The sequence below is a fragment of the Rhodococcus sp. 06-156-4 genome (assembly GCF_002259345.1).
Classification (GTDB): Bacteria; Actinomycetota; Actinomycetes; order Mycobacteriales; family Mycobacteriaceae; genus Rhodococcoides; species Rhodococcoides fascians_E.
Genome location: NZ_NPGB01000038.1, coordinates 109915 through 135909, shown reverse-complemented (window position 1 = coordinate 135909; position 25995 = coordinate 109915). Strand labels below are relative to the sequence as shown.

Annotated in this window: 25 protein-coding genes; 22 read left to right on the top strand and 3 right to left on the bottom strand. The window is 60.6% G+C overall.

The window, feature by feature from the left end:
* Positions 1-134: 134 nt before the first annotated feature.
* The 19 genes from argH (at position 135) to CH290_RS28410 (ending at position 20933) form a co-directional block, all read left to right on the top strand.
* Positions 135-1652, top strand: a complete 1518-nt coding sequence (argH, locus tag CH290_RS28500; protein ID WP_052047792.1) for an argininosuccinate lyase — start codon at positions 135-137, stop codon at positions 1650-1652.
* Positions 1649-2836 (top strand): argininosuccinate synthase, encoded by a 1188-nt coding sequence (locus tag CH290_RS28495; RefSeq protein WP_015586121.1) that lies wholly within the window; start codon positions 1649-1651, stop codon positions 2834-2836. Before argH ends, CH290_RS28495 begins: the two co-directional genes overlap by 4 nt.
* Positions 2833-3411: a formyltransferase family protein gene (locus CH290_RS28490; RefSeq protein ID WP_032364999.1), complete on the top strand. Its 579-nt coding sequence runs from the start codon at positions 2833-2835 to the stop codon at positions 3409-3411. The genes CH290_RS28495 and CH290_RS28490 overlap by 4 nt, the downstream gene beginning before the upstream one ends.
* Positions 3408-4232, top strand: a complete 825-nt coding sequence (locus CH290_RS28485) for an enoyl-CoA hydratase/isomerase family protein (protein WP_052047791.1) — start codon at positions 3408-3410, stop codon at positions 4230-4232. Before CH290_RS28490 ends, CH290_RS28485 begins: the two co-directional genes overlap by 4 nt.
* Positions 4233-4333: 101 nt before the next feature.
* Positions 4334-5389 (top strand): asparagine synthase C-terminal domain-containing protein, encoded by a 1056-nt coding sequence (locus CH290_RS28480; protein ID WP_033188359.1) that lies wholly within the window; start codon positions 4334-4336, stop codon positions 5387-5389.
* Entirely contained in the window at positions 5386-6129 is a 744-nt protein-coding gene (locus CH290_RS28475) for a TauD/TfdA family dioxygenase (RefSeq protein WP_015586125.1), read from the top strand. Before CH290_RS28480 ends, CH290_RS28475 begins: the two co-directional genes overlap by 4 nt.
* Complete coding sequence (locus CH290_RS28470; RefSeq protein ID WP_032365002.1) at positions 6122-7588, top strand: class I adenylate-forming enzyme family protein; 1467 nt, start codon at positions 6122-6124, stop codon at positions 7586-7588. The genes CH290_RS28475 and CH290_RS28470 overlap by 8 nt, the downstream gene beginning before the upstream one ends.
* A 32-nt stretch (positions 7589-7620) precedes the next feature.
* Positions 7621-8781, top strand: coding sequence for a bifunctional glutamate N-acetyltransferase/amino-acid acetyltransferase ArgJ (argJ, locus tag CH290_RS28465; protein ID WP_032365003.1), 1161 nt, complete (start codon positions 7621-7623; stop codon positions 8779-8781).
* Positions 8782-8917: 136 nt separating this feature from the next.
* Positions 8918-9964, top strand: a complete 1047-nt coding sequence (locus tag CH290_RS31240; protein ID WP_080730062.1) for a helix-turn-helix domain-containing protein — start codon at positions 8918-8920, stop codon at positions 9962-9964.
* Positions 9965-10574: 610 nt separating this feature from the next.
* On the top strand, positions 10575-11426 hold the full coding sequence (locus CH290_RS28455; protein ID WP_015586129.1) for an SAM-dependent methyltransferase: 852 nt from the start codon (positions 10575-10577) through the stop codon (positions 11424-11426).
* Between the two features lie 39 nt (positions 11427-11465).
* Positions 11466-12317, top strand: a complete 852-nt coding sequence (locus tag CH290_RS28450; RefSeq protein ID WP_032365004.1) for an SAM-dependent methyltransferase — start codon at positions 11466-11468, stop codon at positions 12315-12317.
* Between the two features lie 95 nt (positions 12318-12412).
* Positions 12413-13612, top strand: a complete 1200-nt coding sequence (locus tag CH290_RS28445; RefSeq protein WP_015586131.1) for a cytochrome P450 — start codon at positions 12413-12415, stop codon at positions 13610-13612.
* A 13-nt stretch (positions 13613-13625) separates the two neighbouring features.
* Entirely contained in the window at positions 13626-14540 is a 915-nt protein-coding gene (locus CH290_RS28440; protein ID WP_080730063.1) for a thiamine pyrophosphate-binding protein, read from the top strand.
* A gap of 6 nt (positions 14541-14546) precedes the next feature.
* Positions 14547-15485, top strand: a complete 939-nt coding sequence (locus tag CH290_RS28435) for a transketolase family protein (RefSeq protein ID WP_015586133.1) — start codon at positions 14547-14549, stop codon at positions 15483-15485.
* Positions 15486-15513: 28 nt separating this feature from the next.
* Positions 15514-16281, top strand: a complete 768-nt coding sequence (gene fas4 / locus CH290_RS28430; RefSeq protein ID WP_015586134.1) for an adenylate dimethylallyltransferase Fas4 — start codon at positions 15514-15516, stop codon at positions 16279-16281.
* Entirely contained in the window at positions 16278-17594 is a 1317-nt protein-coding gene (locus CH290_RS28425; RefSeq protein ID WP_032365005.1) for an FAD-binding protein, read from the top strand. Before fas4 ends, CH290_RS28425 begins: the two co-directional genes overlap by 4 nt.
* Positions 17594-18190, top strand: a complete 597-nt coding sequence (locus CH290_RS28420; protein ID WP_015586136.1) for an LOG family protein — start codon at positions 17594-17596, stop codon at positions 18188-18190. Before CH290_RS28425 ends, CH290_RS28420 begins: the two co-directional genes overlap by 1 nt.
* A 106-nt stretch (positions 18191-18296) precedes the next feature.
* On the top strand, positions 18297-19601 hold the full coding sequence (locus CH290_RS28415) for an NtaA/DmoA family FMN-dependent monooxygenase (protein ID WP_015586137.1): 1305 nt from the start codon (positions 18297-18299) through the stop codon (positions 19599-19601).
* Between the two features lie 129 nt (positions 19602-19730).
* Entirely contained in the window at positions 19731-20933 is a 1203-nt protein-coding gene (locus CH290_RS28410; RefSeq protein WP_032365006.1) for a phthiocerol/phthiodiolone dimycocerosyl transferase family protein, read from the top strand.
* Between the two features lie 48 nt (positions 20934-20981).
* Here the strand turns inward: CH290_RS28410 and CH290_RS28405 are convergent, their stop codons facing one another.
* From CH290_RS28405 to CH290_RS28395, 3 genes are read right to left on the bottom strand one after another with little or no spacing between them, the layout of a single operon-like run.
* A complete protein-coding gene (locus CH290_RS28405; protein WP_015586139.1) occupies positions 20982-21542 on the bottom strand; it encodes a hypothetical protein in 561 nt (186 codons plus the stop codon).
* 39 nt (positions 21543-21581) lie between these two features.
* The gene (locus tag CH290_RS28400; RefSeq protein WP_015586140.1) at positions 21582-23012 is read right to left on the bottom strand and encodes a cutinase family protein; all 1431 of its coding nucleotides are present in this window, start codon (positions 23010-23012) and stop codon (positions 21582-21584) included.
* Between the two features lie 46 nt (positions 23013-23058).
* Positions 23059-23904, bottom strand: coding sequence for a hypothetical protein (locus CH290_RS28395; protein ID WP_015586141.1), 846 nt, complete (start codon positions 23902-23904; stop codon positions 23059-23061).
* A gap of 334 nt (positions 23905-24238) precedes the next feature.
* Here CH290_RS28395 and CH290_RS28390 point away from each other — a divergent pair, with 334 nt between their 5' ends.
* From CH290_RS28390 to CH290_RS28380, 3 genes are read left to right on the top strand one after another with little or no spacing between them, the layout of a single operon-like run.
* The gene (locus tag CH290_RS28390) at positions 24239-24520 is read left to right on the top strand and encodes a hypothetical protein (protein WP_015586142.1); all 282 of its coding nucleotides are present in this window, start codon (positions 24239-24241) and stop codon (positions 24518-24520) included.
* A complete protein-coding gene (locus CH290_RS28385; RefSeq protein ID WP_015586143.1) occupies positions 24517-25626 on the top strand; it encodes a conjugal transfer protein in 1110 nt (369 codons plus the stop codon). Before CH290_RS28390 ends, CH290_RS28385 begins: the two co-directional genes overlap by 4 nt.
* Positions 25627-25659: 33 nt before the next feature.
* Entirely contained in the window at positions 25660-25992 is a 333-nt protein-coding gene (locus CH290_RS28380) for a hypothetical protein (protein WP_015586144.1), read from the top strand.
* The last annotated feature ends 3 nt before the right edge of the window (positions 25993-25995 follow it).

Here is a 25995-nt window from a genome sequence, read left to right as displayed (position 1 = left end):
TTGTGTAACGACGCCTTGGCCCGGGTCCGCGCCCCGGGCCGTCCAATCCCGCCAGGTCTTGGCTTTGCCGTGCCCTAACCCGAACTTTCCTGTACCGAAACCGAACCATCACGCACACAGAGGGGTACCGATCAATGAGCGAAAAGCTCTGGGGTGGAAGATTCTCCACCGATATCACCGACGATGTACTTCGCTACACAGAGACAGCATCGGTAGACAGCAGAATGCTCGAACACGACCTGTGGCAGAACATCGCTCATGTTCTGATGCTCGGTCGCGCGGGAATCAACACCGAACCCGACACCAAAGCGCTTCTCGCTGGGCTGCTCGACATGGAGAGCAGCCGAGCCGACGGTGGATTGCAGCTCGACGTCCGACAAGAAGATGTGCACCTCAACACCGAATTCATGCTCATCGAACGGATCGGACCCGTCGGCGGCCGCATGCACACCGCACGGTCCCGAAACGATCAGGTGCAGACCGACGCACGCATGGTCACCCGCGAGTGGCTGCTCGATGCCAGCGAAGAACTGCTCATGTTCGTGCAGGATCTGCTCGGGTGCCCCGAGTCGGAACGAGAAGCAGTTCTACCCGGCTACACGCATTCGCAGGCAGCGCAACCGATTTCGGTAGCATTTTGGAAGGCTGCGCACGCACAGGCCTTGCTGCGTGATGCCTCCCGACTGATGGATGCCTGGAAGCGCATCAACATCAATCCGCTCGGCGCGTGTGCGCTCGCCGGAACTACATTCGCCCTGGACCGCGATTACACCTCCCGGCTTCTCGGGTTCGATGCACCGATGGTCAATGCGCTCGATGCGACGTCGACGAGGGACTGGACAGTCGAAGTAGCGGGCGCAGCTGCCAGCGGTGCTGTGAATCTATCTCGCATGCAGGAAGAGATCGTCACCTGGAGCTCGAACGAATACGCTCTCGCCGAAGTGCACGATTCGTTCGCGACCGGTAGCTCGATCATGCCGCAGAAGAAGAATCCGGTGGTTGCAGAACTGGCGCGAGGGAAGTCCGGTCGCGCGGTGGGTGCGCTGGTGCAACTGCTGGTGATGGAGAAGTCGGTCGGTCTCGGGTACAGCTGCGACCTGCAGGAGGACAAACCGGTTTACTGGGGCGCCCTCGATACGTACCTCGACACCATTCGCCTGTGCCGACGCCAGAACCTGCACACCGCGTTCGACGGTGCTCGCGGCAGAGCCCTGTGCTGGGACAACTTCTCGACCGCGACAGAGATCGCCAACATCTTGGTCTCTCGGTTCGACGTTCCTTTCCGCACAGCCCACCGCATCACCGGTGACCTCGTCAACGCCGCCCTCGCAGCCGGTCACACCCTGCGCAACGTCGCGTTCACCACCACTTTCCTCCGCGAGGAACACGACATCGACATCAGTGAGGTCGACATGAAGCAGATATGCGATCCGCTCCACACACTGCGCAGCTACATCTCTGCCGGATCCACCGGACCGACGCGGGTCTCCGAACAGCAGGAGCAAGGCCTGGCCGACGTGACCGACAGACTCGCCGAAATCCGGCAAGCCAGAACCCGCCTCTGGGAGGCGAAGGCGGAATGCCTACGAGCAGCGCGATCCGTCGTCGGCGGCGTGAGCGTGCCCGAACTCGCGATGGAGGTCGGGGTATGAGCATCGTCCTGGCATATTCCGGCGGATTGGACACATCCGTTGCCGTGCACTGGCTCAAAGAGCGCTATCAGACCGAGGTCATCGCGTACTGCGCGAACCTCGGCCAAATCGAGGACCTCGAGGCCGTCTCGAAGCGCGCAACCGCGGCCGGCGCGTCGGAAGTTATCGTCGAAGACGTCCGAGACCTGTTCCTCCACGACTATGCAATCCCGGCTCTCGCCGCCGGCGCTGCATACGAGGGAAAATATCTTCTGGCTGCACCGTTGTCTCGACCGTTGATCGCCGAGCGGCTGGTCAGCATCGCTCGCGAACGCGGTGCATCCGCAGTCGCTCACGGTGCCACGGGCAAGGGAAACGATCAGGTCCGGTTCTACACCTCCGTGCGGGCGTTGGCTCCCGAGCTCGACATCCTCGCACCTGTCATCGATTGGGAAATGACCTCCCGCGGTAGCGAAATTGCCTACGCCGATCGTCACGGTATCGATGTGGGTGTCAGCAAGACGACGCCGTACAGCATCGACACCAATATCTGGGGCACCAGCATCGAGTGCGGGGATCTCGACCTCATCGACCACGCTCCACCGCCCGATGCATGGCAGATCACGACCGCGCCGGTGCAGGCACCGGATCGTCCAACAACGATCACGATCGAGTTCGAAGCAGGCATCCCCGTCGCTCTCGACGGCCGCAAGCTCGACCTGATCGACCTGGTCAGCGAACTCGGGGACACAGCGGCCGCGAACGGTATCGGGCGTACCGAAATTCTCGAGAGCCGCATCGTCGGATTCAAGAGCCGCGGAATCTACGAAGCACCCGCTGCAACAGTTCTTCTCGCTGCACGAACCGATCTCGAAGCACTCGTACTGGACCGAGAGACGCTCCACCACAAGCGGTCCATCGCCGACCAGTACGCAGAGTTGGTCTACTACGGCTACTGGTTCACCGATCTGCGTGCAGCACTCGATGCTTACTGCGCCCGTCTGGCTCACCGCGTGACGGGCACAGTGACCGTCGAGCTGTACAAGGGCTCCGCTCGATGCATCGGCCGGACGTCCCCGAAATACGGCCGATACAGCTCGGCTCTGGCCGATTACGAAGAGGCAGACACCTTTCTACACGAAGCAGGTGCCGGATTCGCGTACTGCTGGGCTCTCCCACTCACCGAAGGAGTTGTCACTCGATGAAAGACACCCGCTCTGTTCTGCTCATCTCCGACGGATCACGGTGGGGCGAACTCGCCCACGACTTTCTCCGCCGCAGATTCGCCGACGTCGACTGGTTTGCCTGGGACTACGGCGATCCAGTAACTCGATCGTTCGATCAGTGGCACGGGTGCGACCTGCTTCTGTCCTTCAAATCGGACTTCATCCTGTCCGAGGCCACACTCGATCGAGTGCGGGAACTGGCCGTGAACTTCCACCCGGCGACCCCGAACTACCGAGGGATCGGCGGATATCGCTACGCGATCGACGACAACCAGACGCAATTCGGGGCCACCTGCCACATCATCACCCCGAAGGTAGATGGCGGTCCGATCATCGCAGTCGACCGATTCGACATCGTCCCAGGCGAATCCGAGACGAGCTTGAGCGAACGCACCGCCGCCGCCGCACTGGCTCAATTCCATCGAATCGTCACCACAATATGCAACGGCACCGCTATCAGCGCCGATCACAGCGAACAATGGGGACAACGTCTCTACACACGCCGCGCCCTCGACGCAGACCGCCGAAAGCGTGGGGAGCTGGTCGAAGCGTGAGAACACTGCACTCACCCTCCGCCACCCACGAGCCCCACGATCGGCCCAGGTCGCCCGAAGCCCATGGCGGTACTGCAGTTCGCAACGGCCCCTTGGCGATCATCGAATTCGACGGTGAAGGACACAACACGTTCTCCACAGACAAGATGCGCGGCATCACCGAGTTGGTCTGGCAGCTAGGGGACACCCCGGATGTCGAGGGGCTGGTTCTGTACGGGGGAGACGGTCGATCCTTCGGTGTCGGCGGTGACTTCAACGAAGTCAAGGACTTCACGGGAGGCTCCGAGGTCAACCGATGGATCGACGCCTGCGTGGACATGTATCGAGCAGTTCTGTCGATCTCGAAACCGACCGTGGCAGTCATCGACAAATACTGCATCGGCATCGGTCTTCAGTTGGCACTGTGCGCCGACTGGCGCATCGGAACGTCGACGTCGGACCTCCGTATGCCCGAGCTCAAGTTGGGTATCTCCTGCATACTCGGAGCTCCGCTCCTGCAACGCCGAGTAGGGCCTGCCGTGGCGAATCGAATGATCATCGGGTGCGATCGATGGCTCGGTACCACCGCACTCTCCGACGGCCTCCTCGATGAACTCGTTGCAGCCCATAGTGACCCGCTCGCTGCAGGATGCACCCGAGCACAGGCACTGGCCGAGTACCAATCGGTGCCGTTTGCCCGCACCAAGGCGTTCGTCAACCACGATCTGCTGCTCGACATGGAACGAGCCCGTATTGCAGCAATAGCCGGCCACCGAGCGGGGTTCGCTGCAGGCGATGCGGCCCAACAGAAGATGCGCACAATTGTCGGAGACAACCCATGACCCCAACCGATCATGGGTGGGTCGTCTTTTCGCACAGCGGCCGCATCCGCCGTGTTGGCGGACATACCGGCCCCGTTCTGAACCGCAACGACGGAACAGTCATGATCACGACGCCGCTGCACGGCGAATGCCGAGTCTTTCTCTCCCGCACCGATGATGCACGGACATGGGCGGTGGGAGCGCAATTCGCGGCGACCGCCGCGAGTGTCGGTCACCGCGCAGGAACCACCACGGCACTTCGCCCCGGGACGACTCTGGTCTGCTCCGCCGACGGAGAGTTGTCGGTGCACCGCGCTGTCCCCCGATCGTCGCCGTCGGGCGGTGTCCCAGGGTGTTCGCTCGAACAGGCCATGGGGTGGCTCGACCATGGATTACGCACTGCAGCAACGGAAATCGCATCGTCGGGTCGTCCCATTCGCTTACTGCTCTCCGGTGGTGTCGACTCCGGACTCCTCGCCTCCTACTTGTGGAGGGCCGGTGCCGACGTCCGTGCACTGACCCTCCGCACACCCTGGGGTGACGAAATCGACGGTGCCTCTCGAACAGCGCGCCACGTCGGTCTGCCGCTCGACGTCATCGACGTCACCGCACAGGAATCGACAGCGGCGATCTACCCGTGCATGCAGCACACTCAATCCGATGATGCAGAAGTCATCACCGTGCATCTGCTGGTGACAGTGGCCTTCGAGTTGGCGCGAGCATGTGGTGCCGACCTCGTGACCGGACTCGGCAGCGATCTGCTCAACGCCGGAAGCGATTTCGGTATGGGCGCAGTCGCCGGCGATCTGAACGAACGTATCGACGACGCCAGCGCATCAGGAATGATGGTGACCGGCCAATTCACCCCAGGGCCGCGCATGTACCACCCGTACTGGAGTCCTGCTCTACTGCACCTTCAACAGAGTGTCCCCGCTCAGCTGAAGACCGTCGACGGCATCGAAAAGTACTACCTCCGCGAGCTCGCGGCCTACCAACTGCCCCGTGAGACTGCGTTCGGGAGAAAAGTCGCAATCCACCAAGGGGCGGGTTTGTCAGCAGGGTTGGACGGCGCGCTCGGAGAACAACTGGCTGCCGTCTGTGCCCAAATCCGGGCACAGACCCTCGATGAGGTCCCTCTGGGAAACCACGATGTTGCGGTCGGCGGTGAGCAGCGGTGACGGCCACCGATCCCGGAGATCTCGCGGCAGTGGCCACCCGGGATGGATTCGCTCTGGTCGGCGACGTCGACTTCGGCAGAAGCGACTTCGAGGTCTTCGTGCAGGGGCTCGGGACTCTCGCCACACATCGGTTCGGCACCGGAAGCGCAGGTCTGCTCGATCTCGACGCAAGCCCGCTACCGGACCGCGTCGTCACCGGGCGCAGTGCCCTGCCTCTGCACACCGACGGCACACTTGTCGGGACCTGTCCCAAATACATTGCGCTGTATTGCAATGCAGTCGATCAGCCCACAGGATCCGGACGCACAGAACTCTGTCTGCAATCGGATCTACTCGATGCAACACTCCCACCGGACCTGAGCACGGTGACCGACGTGGATTGGGAGTACTACGTCACCGACCAATCCCACTTTCCCGACGTCGCGCACCGCTGGCTGTCGATTCCACCTGCAGTGCGATCAGCAACGGGGACAACGCGGTTGAACGTGGCACTCCCGTTCACCGAGGAACGGACCACCCCCGCAGGATGGTCGGTCCGTCTGGCGGGCTCGACCGAAGAAGACAGCCGGGCCGTCTTCGCACGGCTCGACTCCTACCTGCGGGGCAGTACCAGCTTCTACTCGCACGACTGGGCCCCGGGTGATCTTCTCGTCCTCGACAACGAACAGGTTCTGCACGGGCGGACAACGATCGAACCGGGCAGCGTCAGACACTTGTTCCGAGGACAGATCAATGTCTGACGCGCGAGGGTTCCTCGCCGCACTGAACAGCATGCCCCAACAGGATCAGGACGCACTTCACCAGGGACGACGCCATACGACGTTCGGGGAGCTGTCGGCCGCGGCGATGGCATGGCGTGATGCACTGGCACCGGTGATCGACGAAGGCGACGTGGTCGTCGTCGATCATCACCCCGGGGCCGCAGACTTCGTTGCAGCACTACTGGGAACGATGGCCGCCGGCGGCGTGCACCTGGCGAGCCGGACGCGGCATCCAGCATGGGACCGACTGAGCGCACTGGGCCGCCGCTGGCACGCCATTACCGACCACGACATCGACCCCGACCTGCCCGAACTGGCCTCCGTGTTCGATGCAGCAACCCGAAAGCTCCGATACTGCAACCCAACGCGTCAATGCGACGTGACCGAGCACGACACCGTGCGAGGAAGAATCCTCGAAACATCCGGATCGAGTGGTGAGCCGAAATGGGTGTACTGGACCGAGGAATCGCTGTTCGCCGACCGCACCGACTGGTGCCAGCAGCTCGGTCTGACAGCCGACGATGTGATCATCAACATCCACCCCCTCGATTTCGCGCACGGGATGGACGTTCACGTTCTCGCGGGCTTGCTCTCGGGAGCACCCACGGTGCACCTCGACGCCGGTCTCCCGGCCTCTGCCCACGCGAGAGCGATTTGCGACTGGAACGGTACCTATATGAGCGCCCTTCCCTCGCACTACGACGCGATCGCAGCGTCACCGGCGGCATCGGAGCGAATGGGTGAACACCTGACCACCGCACTGACGGGCGGGGCTCTCCTGACGCCGACCACTGCGCGACTGATCCACCAGCGGTGCGGGGTCCACCTACGCAGGCTCTACGGGGCCACCGAGTGCGGCATCATGTGCGCAGATCTGCGGCCACAGTTGCAGAGCGCGGCCGAACTGCGGCCCCTACCCGGGGTGGAGATGCGAGTGCGCCCCATCCACGGAATCGACGCAGATACCTATCGAGTGGGCGAGCCCGAATTCCGCCGAGCGCACCGAGCCGAAGGCTACTGGGGACACCCGGACCGTACACAGAGCGCATTCACGGACGGCTGGTATCGAAGCGGGGACGCGGTGATGGTCCACGACAACGGTGCCATCAACGTCCTGGGCCGCATCGATGACGTATGGACAAACAACCACGGTCAACTCTGTTCGGCAGGCGTCCTGGTCGACGAGATCACCGCACTCGACGAGGTCGACGAGGTCGTCGTCTTCGCCCCAACGGCCACAGGAGCAGACACACCGACGACAGTACTGTGCCGCCTGGCACCCACCGGGGCAGACCTCGGACGAATCCACCTTCGCGTCACCGAAGTGATGAACAGCTGCGGTCTCATCGGAAAGATCACTCTGATGTCCGACTGGCCGAAAACGTCTGTCGGCAAGCCCGACCGGCGCGCATTGCTGGCATGGTGCAGAGCGTCCTGAGTTCGACATCACACGGATCAGAAAGGGCAGACATGAGCGCCGCGTCCCCACAAGGGTTTCACTGCTGGACAACCCATTTAGGACTGGCAGACGAAGGTAAAGACGACTTCTCCATGGTCATCTCCGACAGGCCGTGCACCTCGTCGGTCGTTTTCACGAAGTCACTGTTCGCGGGCCCCTGCGTCACCTTGAGCAAGACCTCGATCGAGCAGACCAGTCCGCGCGGGGTCCTCGTGTTGGCGAAGAACGCCAACGTCGCGACCGGCGCGGAAGGGCTCCGCAACGCCAGCGAGATACGCGCATCCGTCGCACGAACCGTAGGAATCGAACCCGATGCCCTGATAATGGCCTCCACCGGAGTCATCGGAGTGCAATATCCGATGGACACCATCCGCGCCGGACTCGACGGGCTCGGCCAGGGAACACCACTCGACGCGCACGCGGTGGCCCGAGCGATCATGACCACCGACACCCGCGCCAAGGTCTCCGAACGAGCCGTCGGCACCAGCACCATCGTTGGAATCGCGAAGGGCGTCGGGATGATAGAACCGGACATGGCGACCATGCTGTCGTTTGTCTTCACCGACGCCGACGTCCCCCAGGACACGCTCAACCGAATCTTTCGTGACGTTGTCGACCGCACCTACAACTCGGTCTCGATCGACACCGACACCTCCACCAGCGACACAGCGGCGGTCTTCGCCAATGGTGCCGCCGGCCCGGTACCCGATACCGAGTTCGAGCAGGCTCTCGAGGAAGTGTGCACGGATCTGGTGAAAATGATTGCCAGCGACGGCGAAGGTGCGACCAAGCTGATCGTCACTACGGTCTCGGGTGCATCGAGCGAGCGCCAAGCGCGCGTGGTCGGGAAGTCGATCATCAACTCTCCCTTGGTCAAGACGATGATCCACGGTGAAGACCCCAACTGGGGTCGAGTTCTCATGGCTATCGGAAAATGTAGCAACGAGGTGGACATAGAACCCGACAGAATCCGAGTCGCATTCGCGGACATCGATGTGTATCCGAGCTCGTCACTCGACCAGCACGACACCGTCGAGGTGGTTCGTGAACACCTTGCAACTGCCACCGTCGAGATCAACGTAGACCTCGGAATCGGCACCGACACCTGGAGAGTGTTCGGTTGCGACCTCACCGATGAATACATTCGAATAAACGCGGACTACACCACATAGAGATCACTCCAATCACTTCACCAACAGGCCGCAGTAACGTGGAGTGGGCATCCGGCCTCGACGCCTCGACCTGTCGAAGCCGTTACAGCACGTCGCCTGTGGCCGTTGATGTTGCCGGTTCTGCCGGACTCTGGACATGAGCAAATTAAAGACCGAACACGATTCGCGCCGGGGGGCGAAAATGGCTGCAACCGATAGAGAACCTTCAAAAAGGTTCCGAGACAATGCCCATAACGACCGCAATGCCACAACTCTGATCAAAACTTCCGACCACGCATCTAGCGAAGAGCGTAGTCACGAGCTGTACACCGTGTACGGAACCGCGTGTCACGCGCCTGAACGACAGTGTATGACACGACTCACTGCGCGAATAGTCGATGGGGACAGCTTAGCGTCGATTCGGTGCGGACCAGGAGAAATTACTCGTCGACAGGTTGATCTCGAAGCCGATCCACGATTCTCCGTGAGGATTCAATACGTCTTATCGGGCGAAGTAATTCTGTCGCAGAACGGCGTCCAAATATCGCTGAAGAGTGGAGGCATTGGCCTATACTATAGCGATTACAGTTATACAATGACTGTAACCCGTGCCAGCTGTTTAGCGGTAGTCACGTTACGGCAGAGGGTGGGCTCAAGAGAAGACTTCGACGCCGCCTCGGGTCGAGGTCTTCGCGTTGTGCCAAACGCTGAAGGTACGGGGAAAATACTCTCAGATACTTTACATTCTACTTCGAGAGAAATTGGAATGCTGAACACGTTCACGGCTCATAATGTCATCTCAGCCGTTCGATTACTGGCGTGGGAAGGAATGCACCCGCCCCATGGCCACGCACCGCCTGACCAGCAATCCGGCCTCGTAGCGACGGCGCGCTTGATGATCGAGAAGAATCTTTCTGATCCCACGCTCAATCCCGACCTACTCGCGCGCAAACTACATGTATCGGTTCGTCAGCTGCATCGCGCTTTCGAGCGAGAGGAGCGAACTCTGTCCGCTTATATAGCATATGAGCGCATTGAAAGGTGCGCTGCCGATTTGATCGACCCAAGCTTACAACAGATACCGATAGGCGACATCAGTGCGCGGTGGGGGCTTAGTGACCAGTCGAGACTTTCTCGGCTATTTCGCGAGTTGAAGGGTTGCTCGCCTTCGGAATTCAGAAGGTTTTACGCGGAACCCAGCTAATTCGAGAACACATCCACCGATCAATTCCGAGTGGTCAAGACCGGAACGAAGGTTCTCGTACCGGCGCGCCGCGTCGACGTGATCGAACTCGCTGGGCAACAAGTACACGACCGGGTGACGGATTCATCAAGACAAAATTCTTGACCTTGCTCGAGGTAGTGACGGTCCGGCTATCCGTCCACGGTAGCTACCACGCAACTCCGTCACGTCCGCGCGCACTCGCGCCGATCGGGGCATCGCCTTCACGGCATAAGACGATTGATCTGCGGGTTCTCGCGGTAGACGTGGCTGTAGTCGTTGTCGACTTTGGAGGGCCCGACTCCGAGGACTTGATCGTTGGCCGGTTGCGGCTTCCATGGTCTCCTCACGGCCGGCGCAGATGGGTGCCTACCTGCACTGGACCCCGTAGGGGACTTCGACCCCACTTGTCGCACGGTGCCAAAGTTTTGTCGCTTCGCGACGAAGAGCTGTGGAGGTATTTCCGCAATTAATTTCGATAAGTAGCGTCGAAGACATCATCAAGTCGCCGACCTTGCAGGTCGCAATGGTTCATTCGACATGTCGACTTGAGATACAGAAATGATGGGGAGAACCGAAGAAGGAGACTGTGATGATCTCGGCAGATCAATATGCGCGCGATAGCTATGAACGTGAGTTGAAAGCTCACTGGGACGCTAAAACAACCGATGACATCAATCTCCTACTGGGCGCTGATGATGATCTTTACCACCATCACTACGCGATTGGCGATTTCGACCGCTCTATTCTGGATTCCGTAGGTGAGGAGCGAGAGAACGCGATTTTGCGAGAGTTGCATCGAATGGAGAATGATCAAGTCGGACTGATCCTCGACGCCCTCGGTCCTTTGCCGCCCAACTCTCGCGGCATGGATGCCGGGTCAGGTCGCGGGGGAACATCTTTTCGTCTCGCTGGAGCGACGGAGAGCCGAATCGACGGCGTCAATTTTTGCGAACATCACGTCGCGTTCGCCGAGCAGATCGCACGCAAACGCGGTTGGGATAGCCGCGTTCAATTCCACCTCGGGAACATGCTGCAGGCACCATTTCCTGATCACACTTTCGATTTCGTGGTCTCAAACGAGACGACGATGTACGCCGACGCGTACGAAGCAATGGCCGAGTTCTCCCGCCTACTGCGACGGGGCGGTCGCTACGTAATGACCACCTGGTGCCGCAACGACGCAGTCGACCCACGCTCGGACGCGACAAGGCAGATCGATGAACATTACGTATGCCGAATGCACCGCCGAAGCACTTACTTCAAGGCCTTCGCGGCAAACGGCCTGATTCCGTACCGCGTGGCTCAGTACACACACGAAGCTATGCCGTACTGGGAGCTACGCAACAACAGCAAACTCCGCACCGGCGTTGAGGATGCGTTCCTCAGCGGCTACAGCGACGGTTCACTGAACTACCTAGTGATTGCGGCCGAACGCATCTGAGACATCCACCCGGAAACCACAAACTTGAAGGAGCCTGAAATGCCGAACCTCGACGTGGCAGTCCTCGGCCAGCATGACGTACAGCAGCGCCGCTACTGGGATGCCAAAAAATCCGACGATATCAACCTGCTGCTGGGCACTGAAGACGGCTTGTACCACCACCACTACGGAATCGGTGACTACGATCACTCTGTACTCGCTGCACCTGCGGAGCTGCGGGAGTCACTGATCCTGCGCGAACTTCACCGGATGGAGTCGCTGGAAATCAACCTTATCGTCGATGCATTAGGGGAGGTCTCACCGAGCTCTCGTGTCATGGACGCGGGATCGGGGCGAGGCGGAACGACCTTCACAATCGCTGATCGATTCGGCTGCCGGGTAGACGGGGTGAACTACTGCGCTCACCATGTCGAGTTCGCAGAGAAGTTGGCCCGTGAACGCGGGAGCTCGGACCGTGTGCAATTCCACTTCGCAAACATGGTTCAGGCCCCCTTCGAGGACAACACCTTCGATTACATCGTCTCCAACGAAACCACGATGTGTGTCGACCTAGGGGAGGCGTTCACCGAGTTCGCCCGGTTGCTGCGCCCCGGCGGCCGCTATGTCGCAGTCACCTGGTGCCGCAACGACGTAGTTGCTGAGCGTTCCGAGGCATCACGGTTGATCGACGAAGAATATCAGTGCGCTATGCACACCCGCAGTACTTATTTCCAAACTCTGGCAGCAAATGGTCTGGTGCCGTATCACGTTCAGCGATACACCGACGAAGCCATCCCGTACTGGGACCTGCGCAACCAGGCAGCGTTGCGCACAGGTGTCGAGGAACCATTCCTCCAGGGCTTCCGCGAACGCAGCATCGACTACTTGGTTATCGCGTGCGAGCGTCTGTAGCGGTGGCCTGAGATATCCGAGTTATCCACGCGCCAGCGATCCTCGGCATCGGCGCGCCACTTCGTCCTTCTACAAACAATCGAAGGGATTCCGGTATGGCCGGAACGGCTGATTTACCTTTAGAAATGCGACGCAACGGCCTGAACCCGACCGAAGAGCTCGCCCAGGTCCGTGACCGCGACGGTGTTATCCCAGTAGGAGAACTCTACGGGGCCCCGGCTTTTCTCGTCTGCCGTTACGAAGACGTCCGGCGAATCTTCGCAGACTCAAACCGGTTCAGCAACGCCCACACGCCAATGTTCGCAATACCCAGCGGCGGCGATGTGATTGAAGATGAACTAGCCGCCATGCGCGCCGGTAACCTCATCGGACTCGATCCCCCCGACCACACCCGCTTGCGTCATATCCTTGCTGCGGAGTTCTCAGTGCACCGGCTCAGTCGCCTGCAGCCGCGCATCGCAGAGATAGTGGACAGTGCATTGGATGGTCTCGAGCAAGCCGGGCAACCCGCCGACCTTATGGACCGTTACGCGCTACCAGTCTCTTTGCTCGTACTGTGTGAGCTGTTGGGAGTGCCCTATGCCGATCGCGACGAATTGCGAGATCGAACAGCACGCCTCCTGGATCTGTCGGCATCTGCAGAACAACGAGCGGTTGCCCAGCGAGAAGACCGTCGATACATGGCCACCCTGGTTACCCGTGCGCAGGAACAACCCGGTGACGACTTGTTGGGAATTCTGGCGCGCAAGATTGGCGACAACCTCAGCACCGACGAACTTATCAGCATCATCAGTCTGATCATGCTCGGTGGACACGAGACCACAGCAAGCATGATCGGCCTCAGTGTACTGGCCCTTTTGCATCACCCGGAACAAGCCGCCATGATGATCGAGGACCCGAACTGCGTCAATTCCGGAATTGAGGAATTATTGCGGTGGTTGTCGGTCGCCCATTCGCAGCCACCGCGCATGGCAGTAACCGAGGTGCAAATCGCCGGGGTGACCATTCCGGCAGGATCTTTCGTCATCCCGTCCCTATTGGCCGCTAATCGCGACAGCAATCTGACGGACAGACCCGACGACCTCGATATCACCAGGGGAGTAGCCGGTCACCTCGCCTTCGGGCATGGCGTCCATTTCTGTCTTGGGCATTCACTCGCTCGGATGACCCTGCGCACGGCCGTGCCGGCGGTACTGAGGCGCTTTCCCGACCTAGCCCTCTCACCCTCGCACGACGTTCGGCTCCGCTCCGCCAGCATTGTTCTCGGCCTCGAAGAACTACAGCTGACGTGGTGAGAAGCGAGCGGTCATGAAAGTCGTCGTGAACGAGCGGAGGTGTTTCGGCTCCGGTCAGTGCGTGCTCGTCGCGCCCGAGGTCTTCGAGCAGAGTAACGACGGCACAGTCACATTGCTCGTGGACAAACCTTCCCCAGACAACCATTCGCTGGTACGCGCGGCTGCACGTTCCTGCCCAGCTACTGCTATCCGCTTCGAAGAGAATGCGATGCGACAAGAGCCAACCGAATTCAGCTATGACGATCTGCCTGCTCTGATCTCCCGTATGCGGGGAGACGAAAGGCACTCGTTCTCATCCTCATCGACGATGGACGTGCTGTGGGTACTCTACGACGAAATCCTCAACGTATCCCCCGAGAGCCCCGACGACGACGACAGGGACCGCTTCTTGCTGTCCAAAGGTCACGGCCCGATGGCCTACTACGCGGTACTTGCGGCCAAAGGGTTCCTCCGACCAGAGCTCCTCGATACCTGGGCGACAAAGAACTCACCACTCGGCTTCGCGCCGGATCGAACCAAAATCTCGGGTGTAGAAATGTCGGGTGGCTCGCTCGGCCATGGCTTGCCGCTCGCAGTGGGCGTCGCGATGGGACTCCGTATACAAAATCGTCACGCACCGAGAGTCTTCGTGCTCATCGGCGATGGAGAGTTCGATGAGGGCAGCAACCACGAGGCGATGGCTTTTGCAGGACGCGCGCGCTTGAACCAACTGACGGTCATCGTCCTGGACAACGGCACGGCAAGTATGGGTTGGCCGCATGGAATCGATAAACGGTTCGACGGTGAGGGTTGGGACACAATCAACATCAACGGTGCTGACCATGAGGAGATCGCTGCGGCACTGAATCGAGATCACAACGACAGACCGCTCGCGGTGGTCGCCACCGTGACTCGGCAATCGGCCCGTTCGTCCATTCAGCAGAGATGAATCGCCATGAATTCCGCAGACACGCAAGAACCAAAGTCCTTCAACCACACTGACATGTGGACCGCATTCGGAACGACCATGTCTGGTGCATTGGAAACAGACCCCCGCGCCGTAGTTGTGCTGGCCGACATCGGAGCCCACCTCTTCAAAGCGGCCGCGATCGCAGATCCCAACCGCGTGATCAACGTAGGGATCAGGGAACAGCTGATGATGGGGGTAGCCGGCGGGCTCGCCATGTGTGGCATGCGACCCGTGGTACACACAGTCGCCGCCTTTCTCGTCGAGCGGCCTCTTGAACAAATAAAGCTGAACTTCGCCCAGCAAGATGTCGGCGCAGTCCTGGTCAGTTGGGGAGCCTCCTACGACTTGTCGGAGTTCGCCTTCTCCCATTTCACCCCGGGCGATATCACCGTCATCGATTCGATGCCCAACTGGACAGTTCACGTGCCAGGCCATCCACAGGAGGCCGCCGATCTTCTCCTCGAATCGCTACCAGGCGATGGACGGGTCTACCTACGGCTGTCGAGTCAGGTCAACCGTTACCCCCATGCGGTCCGAGGGACATCGTTCACACCTATCAAGTACGGCACCCGCGGAGTCGTCCTCGCAGTCGGGCCCTGTTTAGATGCGGTGCTGTCGGCAACCTCCATGCTCGACGTAACCATCCTCTACGCGGCGACGATTCGCCCCTTCGACGCCACGGGCCTGTGTGCCGCGGTGCAAGCCGTGAACCGTCCGAACGTCGTGTTGGTCGAGCCCTATCTGGCAGGCACCTCGGCGCACCAAGTCTCGTCCAGTCTCGTCAGCCATCCCCATCGGCTGCTCTCCCTGGGCGTTCGACGTGAGATGGAAGATCGCCACTACGGAACCCCCGACGACCACGACCACATTCACGGACTTGACGCCCGTTCCCTGAGTAATTCGATCAATTCCTTCCTCGGCTGAGCACGACCCGCGAGAGAAAGGAATCGGGATGAAGGAATCAACCATGGCACAGACGCAAGCAAGGTTTGATCGGGTGCGATGGGAACCCGGCGTATACGCAATCGTCGGTGCCACCGGAATTGGAAAGAGCGCCGAAGCGAGCAAGTTGGCATTGAGTCACTCGGCTCCGATTGTTGTTGCCGACCGTATCCAGTGTTACTCCGATCTCCTGGTCACCAGTGGTCGAGCGTTCGACGCGAAAGTGGAAGGGCTCAACCGCGTTTGGCTCGACAACCGGACCATACATCAGGGCAACTTCGATCCGGACGAGGCCTTTGACCGGCTGATAAAAGTACTGACCTCGTACGTTGATCGCGGCGAAGCGGTGGTAATGGAGGGCGGTTCGATATCGCTCATTCTTCGATTCGCGCAAACGATATCCAACCTACCGTTCCCAGCTGTCGTGAATGTTATGCCTATTCCTGATAGGCAACACTACTTTGCCCAGCAGTGCGCAAGGGCACGACAAATGTTACGGGGAGATTCAACGGGCAGGAATTTACTCACCGAACTGGCGGAAGCGTGGGTTCTAGGCGATCAGCACAACTTCATAGCCTCGGTTGCGGGTCTGGACTGTGTACTCGACTGGTGCGCCACGCATTCCGTAACACCAGAGGAGTTGGCCAACCGAGACCTCACCACGGAGGTGCTCGACGAACTGGCGGCATCAATGGGTGGCCGGTATGTCGAGCACGGCGTCCTTCAGCAGGAAATATTTTTAAGAACCTTCGGTGCCCCAGGTGTGACCGCCAGATGAGCGGGATCTGGCACACCGACGACGTGCACCTGACATCCGCCGGGGCTGATTTCGGAAACTGCATCCATGCGAAACCGTCCGTCGTTGTCGTGCCACGGACCGTGGCCGACGTGCAGGAAGCCCTGCGCTACACCGCGGCGCGGAACCTATCGCTCGCGGTGCGCGGATCCGGACACTCGACTTACGGGCAATGCCAGGCAGATGGCGGAGTCGTGCTGGACATGAAAAGGTTCAACACCGTCCACGACGTTCGATCGGGGCAGGCCACGATCGATGCGGGTGTGCGATGGAGCGACGTGGTCGCTGCCACGCTCAGCCGCCAGCAAACCCCTCCGGTACTCACCGACTATCTCGGGACCACCGTCGGCGGAACGCTTTCGGTCGGCGGCTTCGGGGGATCGAGTCACGGCTTTGGCTTGCAAACCGACAACGTGGACTCTCTTGCTGTAGTTACCGGATCGGGAGATTTTCGGGAATGCTCCGCCGTATCGAACAGTGAACTTTTCGACGCCGTGCGCGGCGGCCTCGGTCAATTCGGCGTAATCGTCAACGCGACAATCCGTCTGACCGCTGCTCACGAGTCGGTTCGACAGTACAAATTGCAGTATTCCAACCTCGGCGTATTCCTTGGCGACCAACTCCGCGCCATGTCCAACAGACTATTCGACCATGTACAAGGACGAATTCGTGTCGATGCCGACGGCCACTTACGTTATCGACTGGACCTAGCCAAGTACTTCACCCCACCACGAAGGCCAGACGACGATGCGCTGTTGTCATCGCTCCAATACGATTCGTGCGCCGAATACAACTCGGACGTAGATTATGGTGACTTTATCAACCGTATGGCGGATCAGGAGCTTGATCTTCGGCACACAGGTGAGTGGTTCTATCCACATCCATGGGCCAGCCTGCTGATCCCGGCAGACAAGATCGAGCAGTTCATCGAAACTACCAGCTCCTCATTGACGGATGACCTAGGAAACTCCGGGCTGATCATGGTTTACCCGATTCCAACAACACCGATCACCGCACCGTTCATTCCGATTCCTCACTGCGACACATTCTTCATGTTGGCCGTACTTCGAACAGCATCCCCAGGGGCCGAAGCCCGAATGATTGCCAGCAACCGCCTGCTCTATGAACAGGCTCGGGATGTAGGCGGGGTGGCCTACGCAGTCAATGCTGTCCCCATGTCACCGGGAGATTGGTGTACGCACTTCGGTTCGCGATGGCAGGCCATCGCACGGGCTAAGCGTCGCTTCGACCCATACAGGATCCTCGCCCCTGGATACAGAATGTCATTCGACTGATGAACCTTCGACCAATGCCCGCGACTACGGTCTCGGCACAGGCCCGCCCGACCCCCAAGAGCGTCACGGTCTTCTGCGGAGCTATGCCAGGGCGCGGGACCAAATATGGACAGCTCGCAGAGGGGATGGGGCGTGCGATTGCTAGATCGAAGCTGCGCCTCGTTTATGGTGGCGCCCGAGTCGGCCTCATGGGCACCCTCGCGAACGCGGCCTTGGACTCCGGCGGAACCGTCGTTGGCGTGATCCCTGAGAGCTTCACTGCGATACCCGAGGCTGCGCATCATGGACTGACAGAACTACACGTCGTCCATGACATGCACCAACGCAAAGCTCTCATGGCCGAACTCGGTGACGCATTCATTGCCCTCCCCGGCGGTGTCGGAACCGCAGAAGAGTTCTTCGAGGTCCTTACGTGGTCACACCTGGGGCTTCACAATAAACCCTGTGTACTGCTGAACGACAACGAGTATTACCGCCCCTTGCTCTCCTACATCGAGCACGCTGCCGTCGAAGGATTTATCACCCCCGCAACCCGGTCTCGCGTAATCGTCTGCAAAGACATCGAGGGGGCTATCGCGGCCATTCGCTCACCCTAATTAGTGGGACTTCTGCCTGGCCGGTAGATCTGCTCCGTCCTCGGTGCATTCTATATCGCTCACGTTCCACCCAGTTCGTCCGTATACGAAATTTGGAGGCACGTCGATGTCTGTACGAAAATTTCACCTAGGCTGGTTTGTCGGTTTCTTTGCTAACGATTTCACCGGCGACTTCTCGCCGCCTGAAGAGCCATGGGATGGCCGATTCTATGTCGAGATGGCGAAGTCGCTAGAGCGCGCAGGATTCGACTACATGATGTTCGAGGACACGGTGTCGGTACCCGATGCATACGGGCGATCCTTCGATGCGTACCTGAAACACGCCCTGTGGGTGCCGAAACACGACCCAGTGCCGTTGGCGTCGGTGATCGCGGCCGCGACCGACCGCATAGGCGTAATCGCTACGATGTCGACGGCCTTCTATCCCCCATACATGCTGGCACGCACTGTCTCTACGGTCGACCACATCGCTGGTGGGCGCTTTGGATGGAACATCGTCACCACCGGTCAAGATCAGGCCGCGCGCAACTTCGGCATGGATCGTCTGCTGCCGCACGACAAGCGCTACGAGGTAGCACATGAGTACGTCGACCTTGTCCGAGATCTATGGAATTCCTGGGATCGAGACAACATCGTCCGTGACCGCGAGTCAGGGACTTATGTTGCGCCCGGCACTGTTCGGGCAGTGAACCACACTGGGGAGCATTTCCGTTCGGCGGGTCCGCTCAACACGGTGCACCCACCCAATGGGCAACCAGTTTTCGTCCAAGCTGGCGGATCCCCCAAGGGCCGCGACTTCGCCGCGAAGTACGCCGACTCGATTGTTGCCAACGTCAACACCGTGGAGACGATGCGGGAGTTTCGTGACGATGTCCGTAACCGGGCGCAGGCACACGGTCGAGACCCTGACGACATCAAGGTTCTCTTCATCGCGATGCCAGTACTCGGTGCCACTATGGATGAGGCTCAGGCCGCGAATAAACGGAGAATGACCAGCGACCGGGCCATCGAAAACATTCTTTTGCAACTGTCTTTCGTCACCGACATCGACTTCTCTCAGTTTCCGCTCGACGAAGTACCTCCGCAAGACTTGACAACCAATGGCGAGCAGTCATCACTGGAGAGCTTCCTGCAGCACGGTAGCGGTAAAACTCTGCGCGAGCTGACCATTGATTACCTCGCTCCGTCTATCGAACTGGTGGGGACGCCTGATCACGTAGCGGAGCGCATGGGGGAGATCGTCGACGAGGTAGGCGGTGACGGATTCTTGATTTATACCGGGTCGAACTCGCTCACCCGCCGATTCATCGCTGAGATTACCGACGGCCTCGTGCCAGCTTTACAACGAATTGGGCGAACGCGGGTGGGATATTCGTCGGTGTATCTACGTGACAACCTTCGTGAGTTCTAGTTTTGGTGCTCGTTCGCGCCATCTCCCGAGGCCATCCCATGATCAGAAACGCTCCTGGTGGTGCCGGGCTCGTGATCATCGAGCTGCACGTCCCCTATCGAACAGCAATTTAAGTGACAGGAATTTGTGGTGACTGTGGATTACTCTATTCGGGGGCTCGCTCCCAGTGAGGCGCTCTACGTCGACTTGGGAGTTTTCATCGGGTATTCGGTGCGGGCTCGCGGCGATTTGAACATATCGGGGCTCTCGGCGGCATTTGCGACATTGCGACGCTCGTATCCTGTGTTGGCTGCGCACGTGGAGACGATCGATGGAGACCATATGATCGTCAAACCATCCGGTCCGCTGCCCGGCCTCAGCGTGCACACAGGGGATCCCGGTCAGCCGCTGAGCGGGGTGAACCTCAGTGCGGGCCGCGCCCTTTCCGGGCTACACGTCGTCGGCGATTCCGCCTGCGCGAGTGTGACTTTACTAACCCACCACTGCATAGCCGACGGTCGCCATTCTGTAGATTTGCTCAGCGATCTGTGGTCTTTCTACACCGACATTGTGGAAGGAAAGACCCCTGACGCGGTTGTTCATGGCTATCCCGAGTCGCTGGAAAAGCTGTTCTCCGAGAGAGGAATCGACACACCCGATGTCGGCAATGACGAACCATTAGAGTCGGCATTAAACAGGCCGCCGACGGCTGGCTATACCGAGCCACATCGTGCGATGACCCAACTGCGTTGTCGTTTGAGCAGGCGAGTCACGACCGGGCTCATCGACTTCGGACGTCACCATGGAGTTACGGTAAACGGCCTAGTATCTGCCGCTATCATGCGGACCGAGTCAGATCTGAGAAGTGTTCGGCTCGCCGACATCGCCTACCATTTTATTGTGGACCTCAGGCCTCACGTCACACCTGCAGTGGATTCCACCGCGGGAACAAATATTGTCGGCTTCCCCGTCTATCGGGCTACGGCCGAGTCCGTAGAAATCGTGGATCTGGCTCGCAGTTTAAATGAGGAATTGCACATCGATCTCGCCGCCGGCCACCTCCAAAGTGAAGCCCTGACAGCCGCGAAGATGGCAGTGCTGTTGCCTGAACCCAACGAGGTTCGTTGCACCAATGGAGGCACGGTTCCACCATTGCGATCGCCCGCAGGACTCAAACTCGAGGACTGCCGGCCCGCGCCAGCTGGGTTTTCCTTTCCTGTTTACATCGTCCATGGGTATGGCGGTCGACTGAACATCGAGTTTGCTTTGCCGCACGGAGCTTCCCGCTACGACATCGGCCGAGGCCGGGAACGGATCAGAACGCTCGAATCCCACCTTCGTTCCGTGGCGTGATTGACCAGGCACCGGTTCCGTGAGGCCGCGCCACGCAAGGTCAGCGGATCAACCGTTATTCAGACAGTCCCGGTCTCGCAGACGAGGCTCAGCGAAATTCCGCAACGCTTCGGAGATGCGTGGGGCGTTGAGATCGGTGATCGTGGCGAGGTAGACGTTGGCGCGGTGTCCGCGGTGAGCGAGGACGGACAGGAGTTGGAGACTGCGGTTGCAGGTGAGGCGGAGGGTGTCTACGACGCCTTCGAGGGAGTCGATGACGAGGTATGCGGGGGTGAAGTCGTGGGTTGTGGCTTGACCGTTGTCGATCAGAGTTTTGCGTTGGGTTGTGAATCGCCAAACGGAATCCATGATGTCGACAGGGTCCGGGTCGGTGTCCGCGGTGGTCGAGAACGTGGGGGTTCTGGACGGGCCAGTGATCATCCATACGTGCGGAGAGTGGCCGCTGAGGGTGTCGGCGAGGGTGTGTGCGAGGTGCGTCGACGCCGCGGGATCGGCGTTCAGGAGGAGATGACCGTCGCGCTGGGGGTGCCACGTTTTGGTACCCCCAGCGTCGTGCACGTCGATGCGGACAGCGATGTCGGTGTCGGGGTCGTCCAGCTCTGTCAGCATCGTGACGGTTCCTTGTGTTCGAGTAGGGAGGTGGGTCGGCTACGAAGCAATCTGTGCCGTGGGGTTGGTGATGCGGGTGCGGAAGAGGTTGGTGAGCTCGTCCGCTCCGGTTCGACCGTTGTCGGCCATCGGTTCGTTCGCGTAGGAGTTGTGCGAATCGGTGGCGAGCGAGGTGGCGTAGTTGAGCACCTCGTCGAGCACGCGGCCTGGGGTGAGATTATCGGCCAGCCGGTTCAAAAGGGGGAACTCGTCGAGGGGGAGTGCGCGGAGGGTCTTGCGGACCGCGTTGTTGACCTGGCCCACGAGTTTGCCGAGATCGGCCGGTAGAGCCACATAGTTCTGGGCCGCGGCGTTGGTGGAGATCCGCGCTGCGGTGGTGCCGATCGCGATGTACTCGTTGATAGGCAGCTTGGACACCACGGTCCCGATCATCGAACTGAATTGGCTCGCGAAGCTGATGACTTGGGGTGTGAGGGTCGCCAGCAGTGCCGGAACGGCGAACATGTCACCGCGGTGGATTGCATCGGTGAGCTGCGAGACGGTGGTGGCCATCGGGGCGATGTCTGCCCCGGGGATGGTCATTTCTGCGACCTTTGCGCTCAGTGTTGAGACGTTGCCGGCGAGGTCGAGTGCGAGCTGCGGCACGGTGAGCATGTTGCCTGTGGTCACTGCGGTGTTCAGTTTGCCGAGCGTGTCGGTCAGGGGTTGGCCGTCGAGACCGAGAAGCGTGGTGACGACTCCGGCGACCGAAGACGCGGGATCGGTGGCGTCGATCTTCGATCCGAGTTGCCCGATGAACTGTGTGGCGATGGCGTCGTCGGGGGTGTTGCAGTACGTGTCGTCGGGATCGCACACGCTGGCGGTGACGTTGTTGAGAGCTCCGAATCCCTTGGGTCGCGCACCGACGAAGCCGTTGCCGGTGGTCTTGGTTCCGAGTTGAACGCCGGCGGTCGGGCTCTGGCCGGGGTCGGCCATCAGGCCCACGGCAAAGATGCGATCGGCGCTCACCGGGCCCTCGCCGTTTCCGATCTTGCTGGCTAGATCTCCCGCGGCGTCGGCCCCTTGGGAGAAGCCGGTCAGCCCGAACTTGGTGCTCGGGCATTCGGCTGCCTTCTCGGAGATGTGTTGCGATGCGCGATCGATCGCTTCCTTCTTACTGGTTCCGTAGGTCTGGGCCTTGTCGTTCACGATCGTCGCGACGTAGGGAACTGTGTATGTCTGCAGTTCCTGGGATGAGAACTCGGAGTCGAGTGGGTCCACGACGTTGCGGAGCATTCCGACCGGCACATTCGGATCGGCCTGCTCGTTGGTTTCCGTGGTGCCGGGTATGGCCACCAAGATGTTGTCCGGGCATGCCGGAGCACCGGCTTGCGGATCGGCAATGGCGGAGGGAATGACGACGATGCTGGCAGCGACGGCGAGCCCGACTGCGCTGACAACGATCCTCTTGCGTGTACGAGATGCGGTCATGATGTGCGTCCTTTGTAGGTGAGAGCGGGGTTGGTGCAGGTGGACTTCAGCTCGCCAAGGCGGACTCATGGTGTGATCGGGTGTAGAAGAACGTCCGCTTTCCCGGCGAGGGAGTGTTGCCGGTGCGTGCTGCTACTCCGTCGCGGACTCGCGCGACAGCGCGGCTCAAGCGCTGTCGAAGGGCTGCCGGTGAGCAGTTCTCCTCGACGGCGAGCGATGCGAGATCGGCACCTTCGGTGACGAGATATGCACGGATCAGAAGTGAGTGCTCGTCGGCAGTGATGGTCTTGGACTGCACTGCCCATGCAAGAACCGAATGCAATTCCCGTGCCGATACCTCCCCCGGATTGCTGGTCGTGCGGTCATCGGATCCGTCGGCAACCCGGTGGAGCTGGTCGGGTTCGGCCGGCGTTTCCACCGCAGATTCGCAGGTCTTGGTGATCAGACCCAGCGTCCGAAGCGAGAGTGCCCCGGCAATCCCAGTGCCGCCGGGACGGTGCGAAGCGATCACCTCGTAGAACGCGGCGATGGTACGCGAGGCACGTTCTTCGCGGCTGTGATCGGTTCCGTCCAGCCGCGCGTAGCGATGGATTCGGACCAGCTTGGGGAGCATCAACCGGACCAAAACTGTGCCGGCGAGGGCGCTGCCTGCACTGTGCTCGGTGAGCAGAAGGGACAGGGTGGCGTCACTGTCCTGAGCGGCAAGCTCAGCGATGTCGGCCACGGAGCGAGCGGACGACCATGCGGGGTGTCGATCGGCCCACGTGCGGACTTCGCGGCCTGCGAGAGCGTCGACACAGAGATTGGTCCACTCGGCGTTGATCGTCGTAAACAGCGATGTGCTGTATCCGAGTGGGGTGGAGGAATGCGAGGAAGGCTGCGGCGAGGTCACTGGGGCGCTCCTGATAGAGGCAACTGAAGTTCGATCGCCTCTGACACAAACAGCGCCTTATATCCGCTGAGCTGCGGATTCTTACTCGAAAAGGCGGAGCTGTTATACCCGCCGGGTCCGGCGGAACCAGAAAACGGCAGCGCCCCGCGTTCGACATAGACCGCTGTGACCTGCGGTTACACGGCGACGGTGATAACAGCCCGACGAATCGCAGCGGGGCGGTGAAAAAAAGTTCGAGAAATTTCCGGTCGCCTCTGTCACAGACCCGCCCGCGAAGGGATCTACCTGTTCTCAGAAGCCCGTACACGGCGGGCTACCGACAGGAGGACCCCGGATGGACGACCACGATCCGTCGGCCGCATTGCTCTCGGACACCGCTCGCGTGCACTCGGTGTCCGAAGAGATCCGCGGCCTCGCGGCGCAACTCGGCGACAATCCGCTCAGCGCAGAGATCGCCAGCCGCGTCCGCGAGGTCGTGCTCGGTGAGCCGGCCGAGCAGGCGCGGGCAGCGCTCGAACGGATGATGGCGACCCGGGGTCGAGGCGCTCTGCGATTGGTCGACGAGGGCTTCGTACCCGCCACGGTCGAGCCGTCTCGGCACGAGGAGATCTCATGAAGATCCATCTCCGTAAGAAGGGCTCGAACAAGCCGACAGAAGCTGCGCCGGCCACCGAGCTTCATCAGTGGGCCGGCAAGCAAGCGGTCGCGACCAAGGCGATGAAGTGGGGTCTGTTCGCGGCGATCGGCTCCGGAGTGGTGGCACTGGTTCTCGTCTTGGCCGGCGTCGGGTCCACGACGCCGATCCAGAGCAAGGCAAACCCTCAGACGGTCATCGACACAGCCCGCGAAGCAGCAGCGACCGACCTCGCGCAGGACTTCGTGTTGACGTGGTTGCAATCCAAGCGAGGAGACGAGAAAGCCCTCGCGCGCTTCGTCCGCACCGACGGCATGTCGCTTCCGGCTCAGGCGAGCTATACCGCGTCCGAACCTCGAATCGCGAGCGTGAAAGCAATCGACCCGCCGGCGCGAAATCAGGGTCCCACAGGATCGACATCGCAAGGAGGACCGCTACAGGCGGCCGGCCAGAACTACGCGATCGTTGTGTCGGTCTCGGTGGTTCCGATCGGGGCAGACCCGGCGACGAAGCCGGAACGTCGATACTTCTCGGTCCCTGTCGTGTTCGTGGGAGACGACGCGCGGGCTGCAGCAGTCCCTGCTGCTGTGGCGGCCCCGGCAACCGGCGGTGACCTCACACTCGGCTACCGATTCCGAGTCGGCCTCGATCACTCGCTCACCCAGTCGATCAGCCAGTTCCTCTCGGCAATGGTTGCCGGTGCCGGAGAAATTTCTCGCTACACCTCACCCGGCACACCGATCCGTGCCGTCACCCCCGCGCCGTACACCAGTGTCCAGATCACCGACCTCGTCTCGGACACCGACTTCTCGGCGGGTGCGTCCGGATCCCCGGCAGATGGTGCGACGGTACGGGTGCTCGCCACCGCGACCGTCACAGCCACGGACCGAGCGCAGACCTCGACCGTGCAATACCCGCTGACAGCGATCGCCCGGGGTGGCCGGTGGGAAGTATCCGCGCTCGACCCGATGCCGTTGCTCGCGAACTCGACCGGACTCAGCGCAGCAACCCCAACCATTGCGGTGCCGACCTCGACTGGTGCCAGCACTACCTCCTCCGTTCCCGCAGCGCCCGTTCAACCGAACTGACGCTCTGCTCCCCCTATCCGAAAGGTACGAACAATGACCATTACCTCGATCCTGGCCGATCCGTCGTCGACCGTCGTCGCCGAAGGAATCATCGAATGGGCCAACAACAAAGGTGCGGAGGTGCAGGGCCTCATCCGCACTCTCGTGGGCGTCGGCGTCGCCGGGTTCATCGCCGCGATTGCTTTCAAAAGTCACTTCGCCATTGCCAAAACACTGGTGGCGATCGTGGTCGGCGGGGCACTGATCTGGGTGATGTGGAACATCACCGCCGTCAAAGACAGTGTCGGCGACGAGCTTCCCGGCTCCGCCTCGCCACAAAGCAGCGAGGTCGTCGTGGTGCCCGATCCGATCGCGGCGTTCATCTGACAC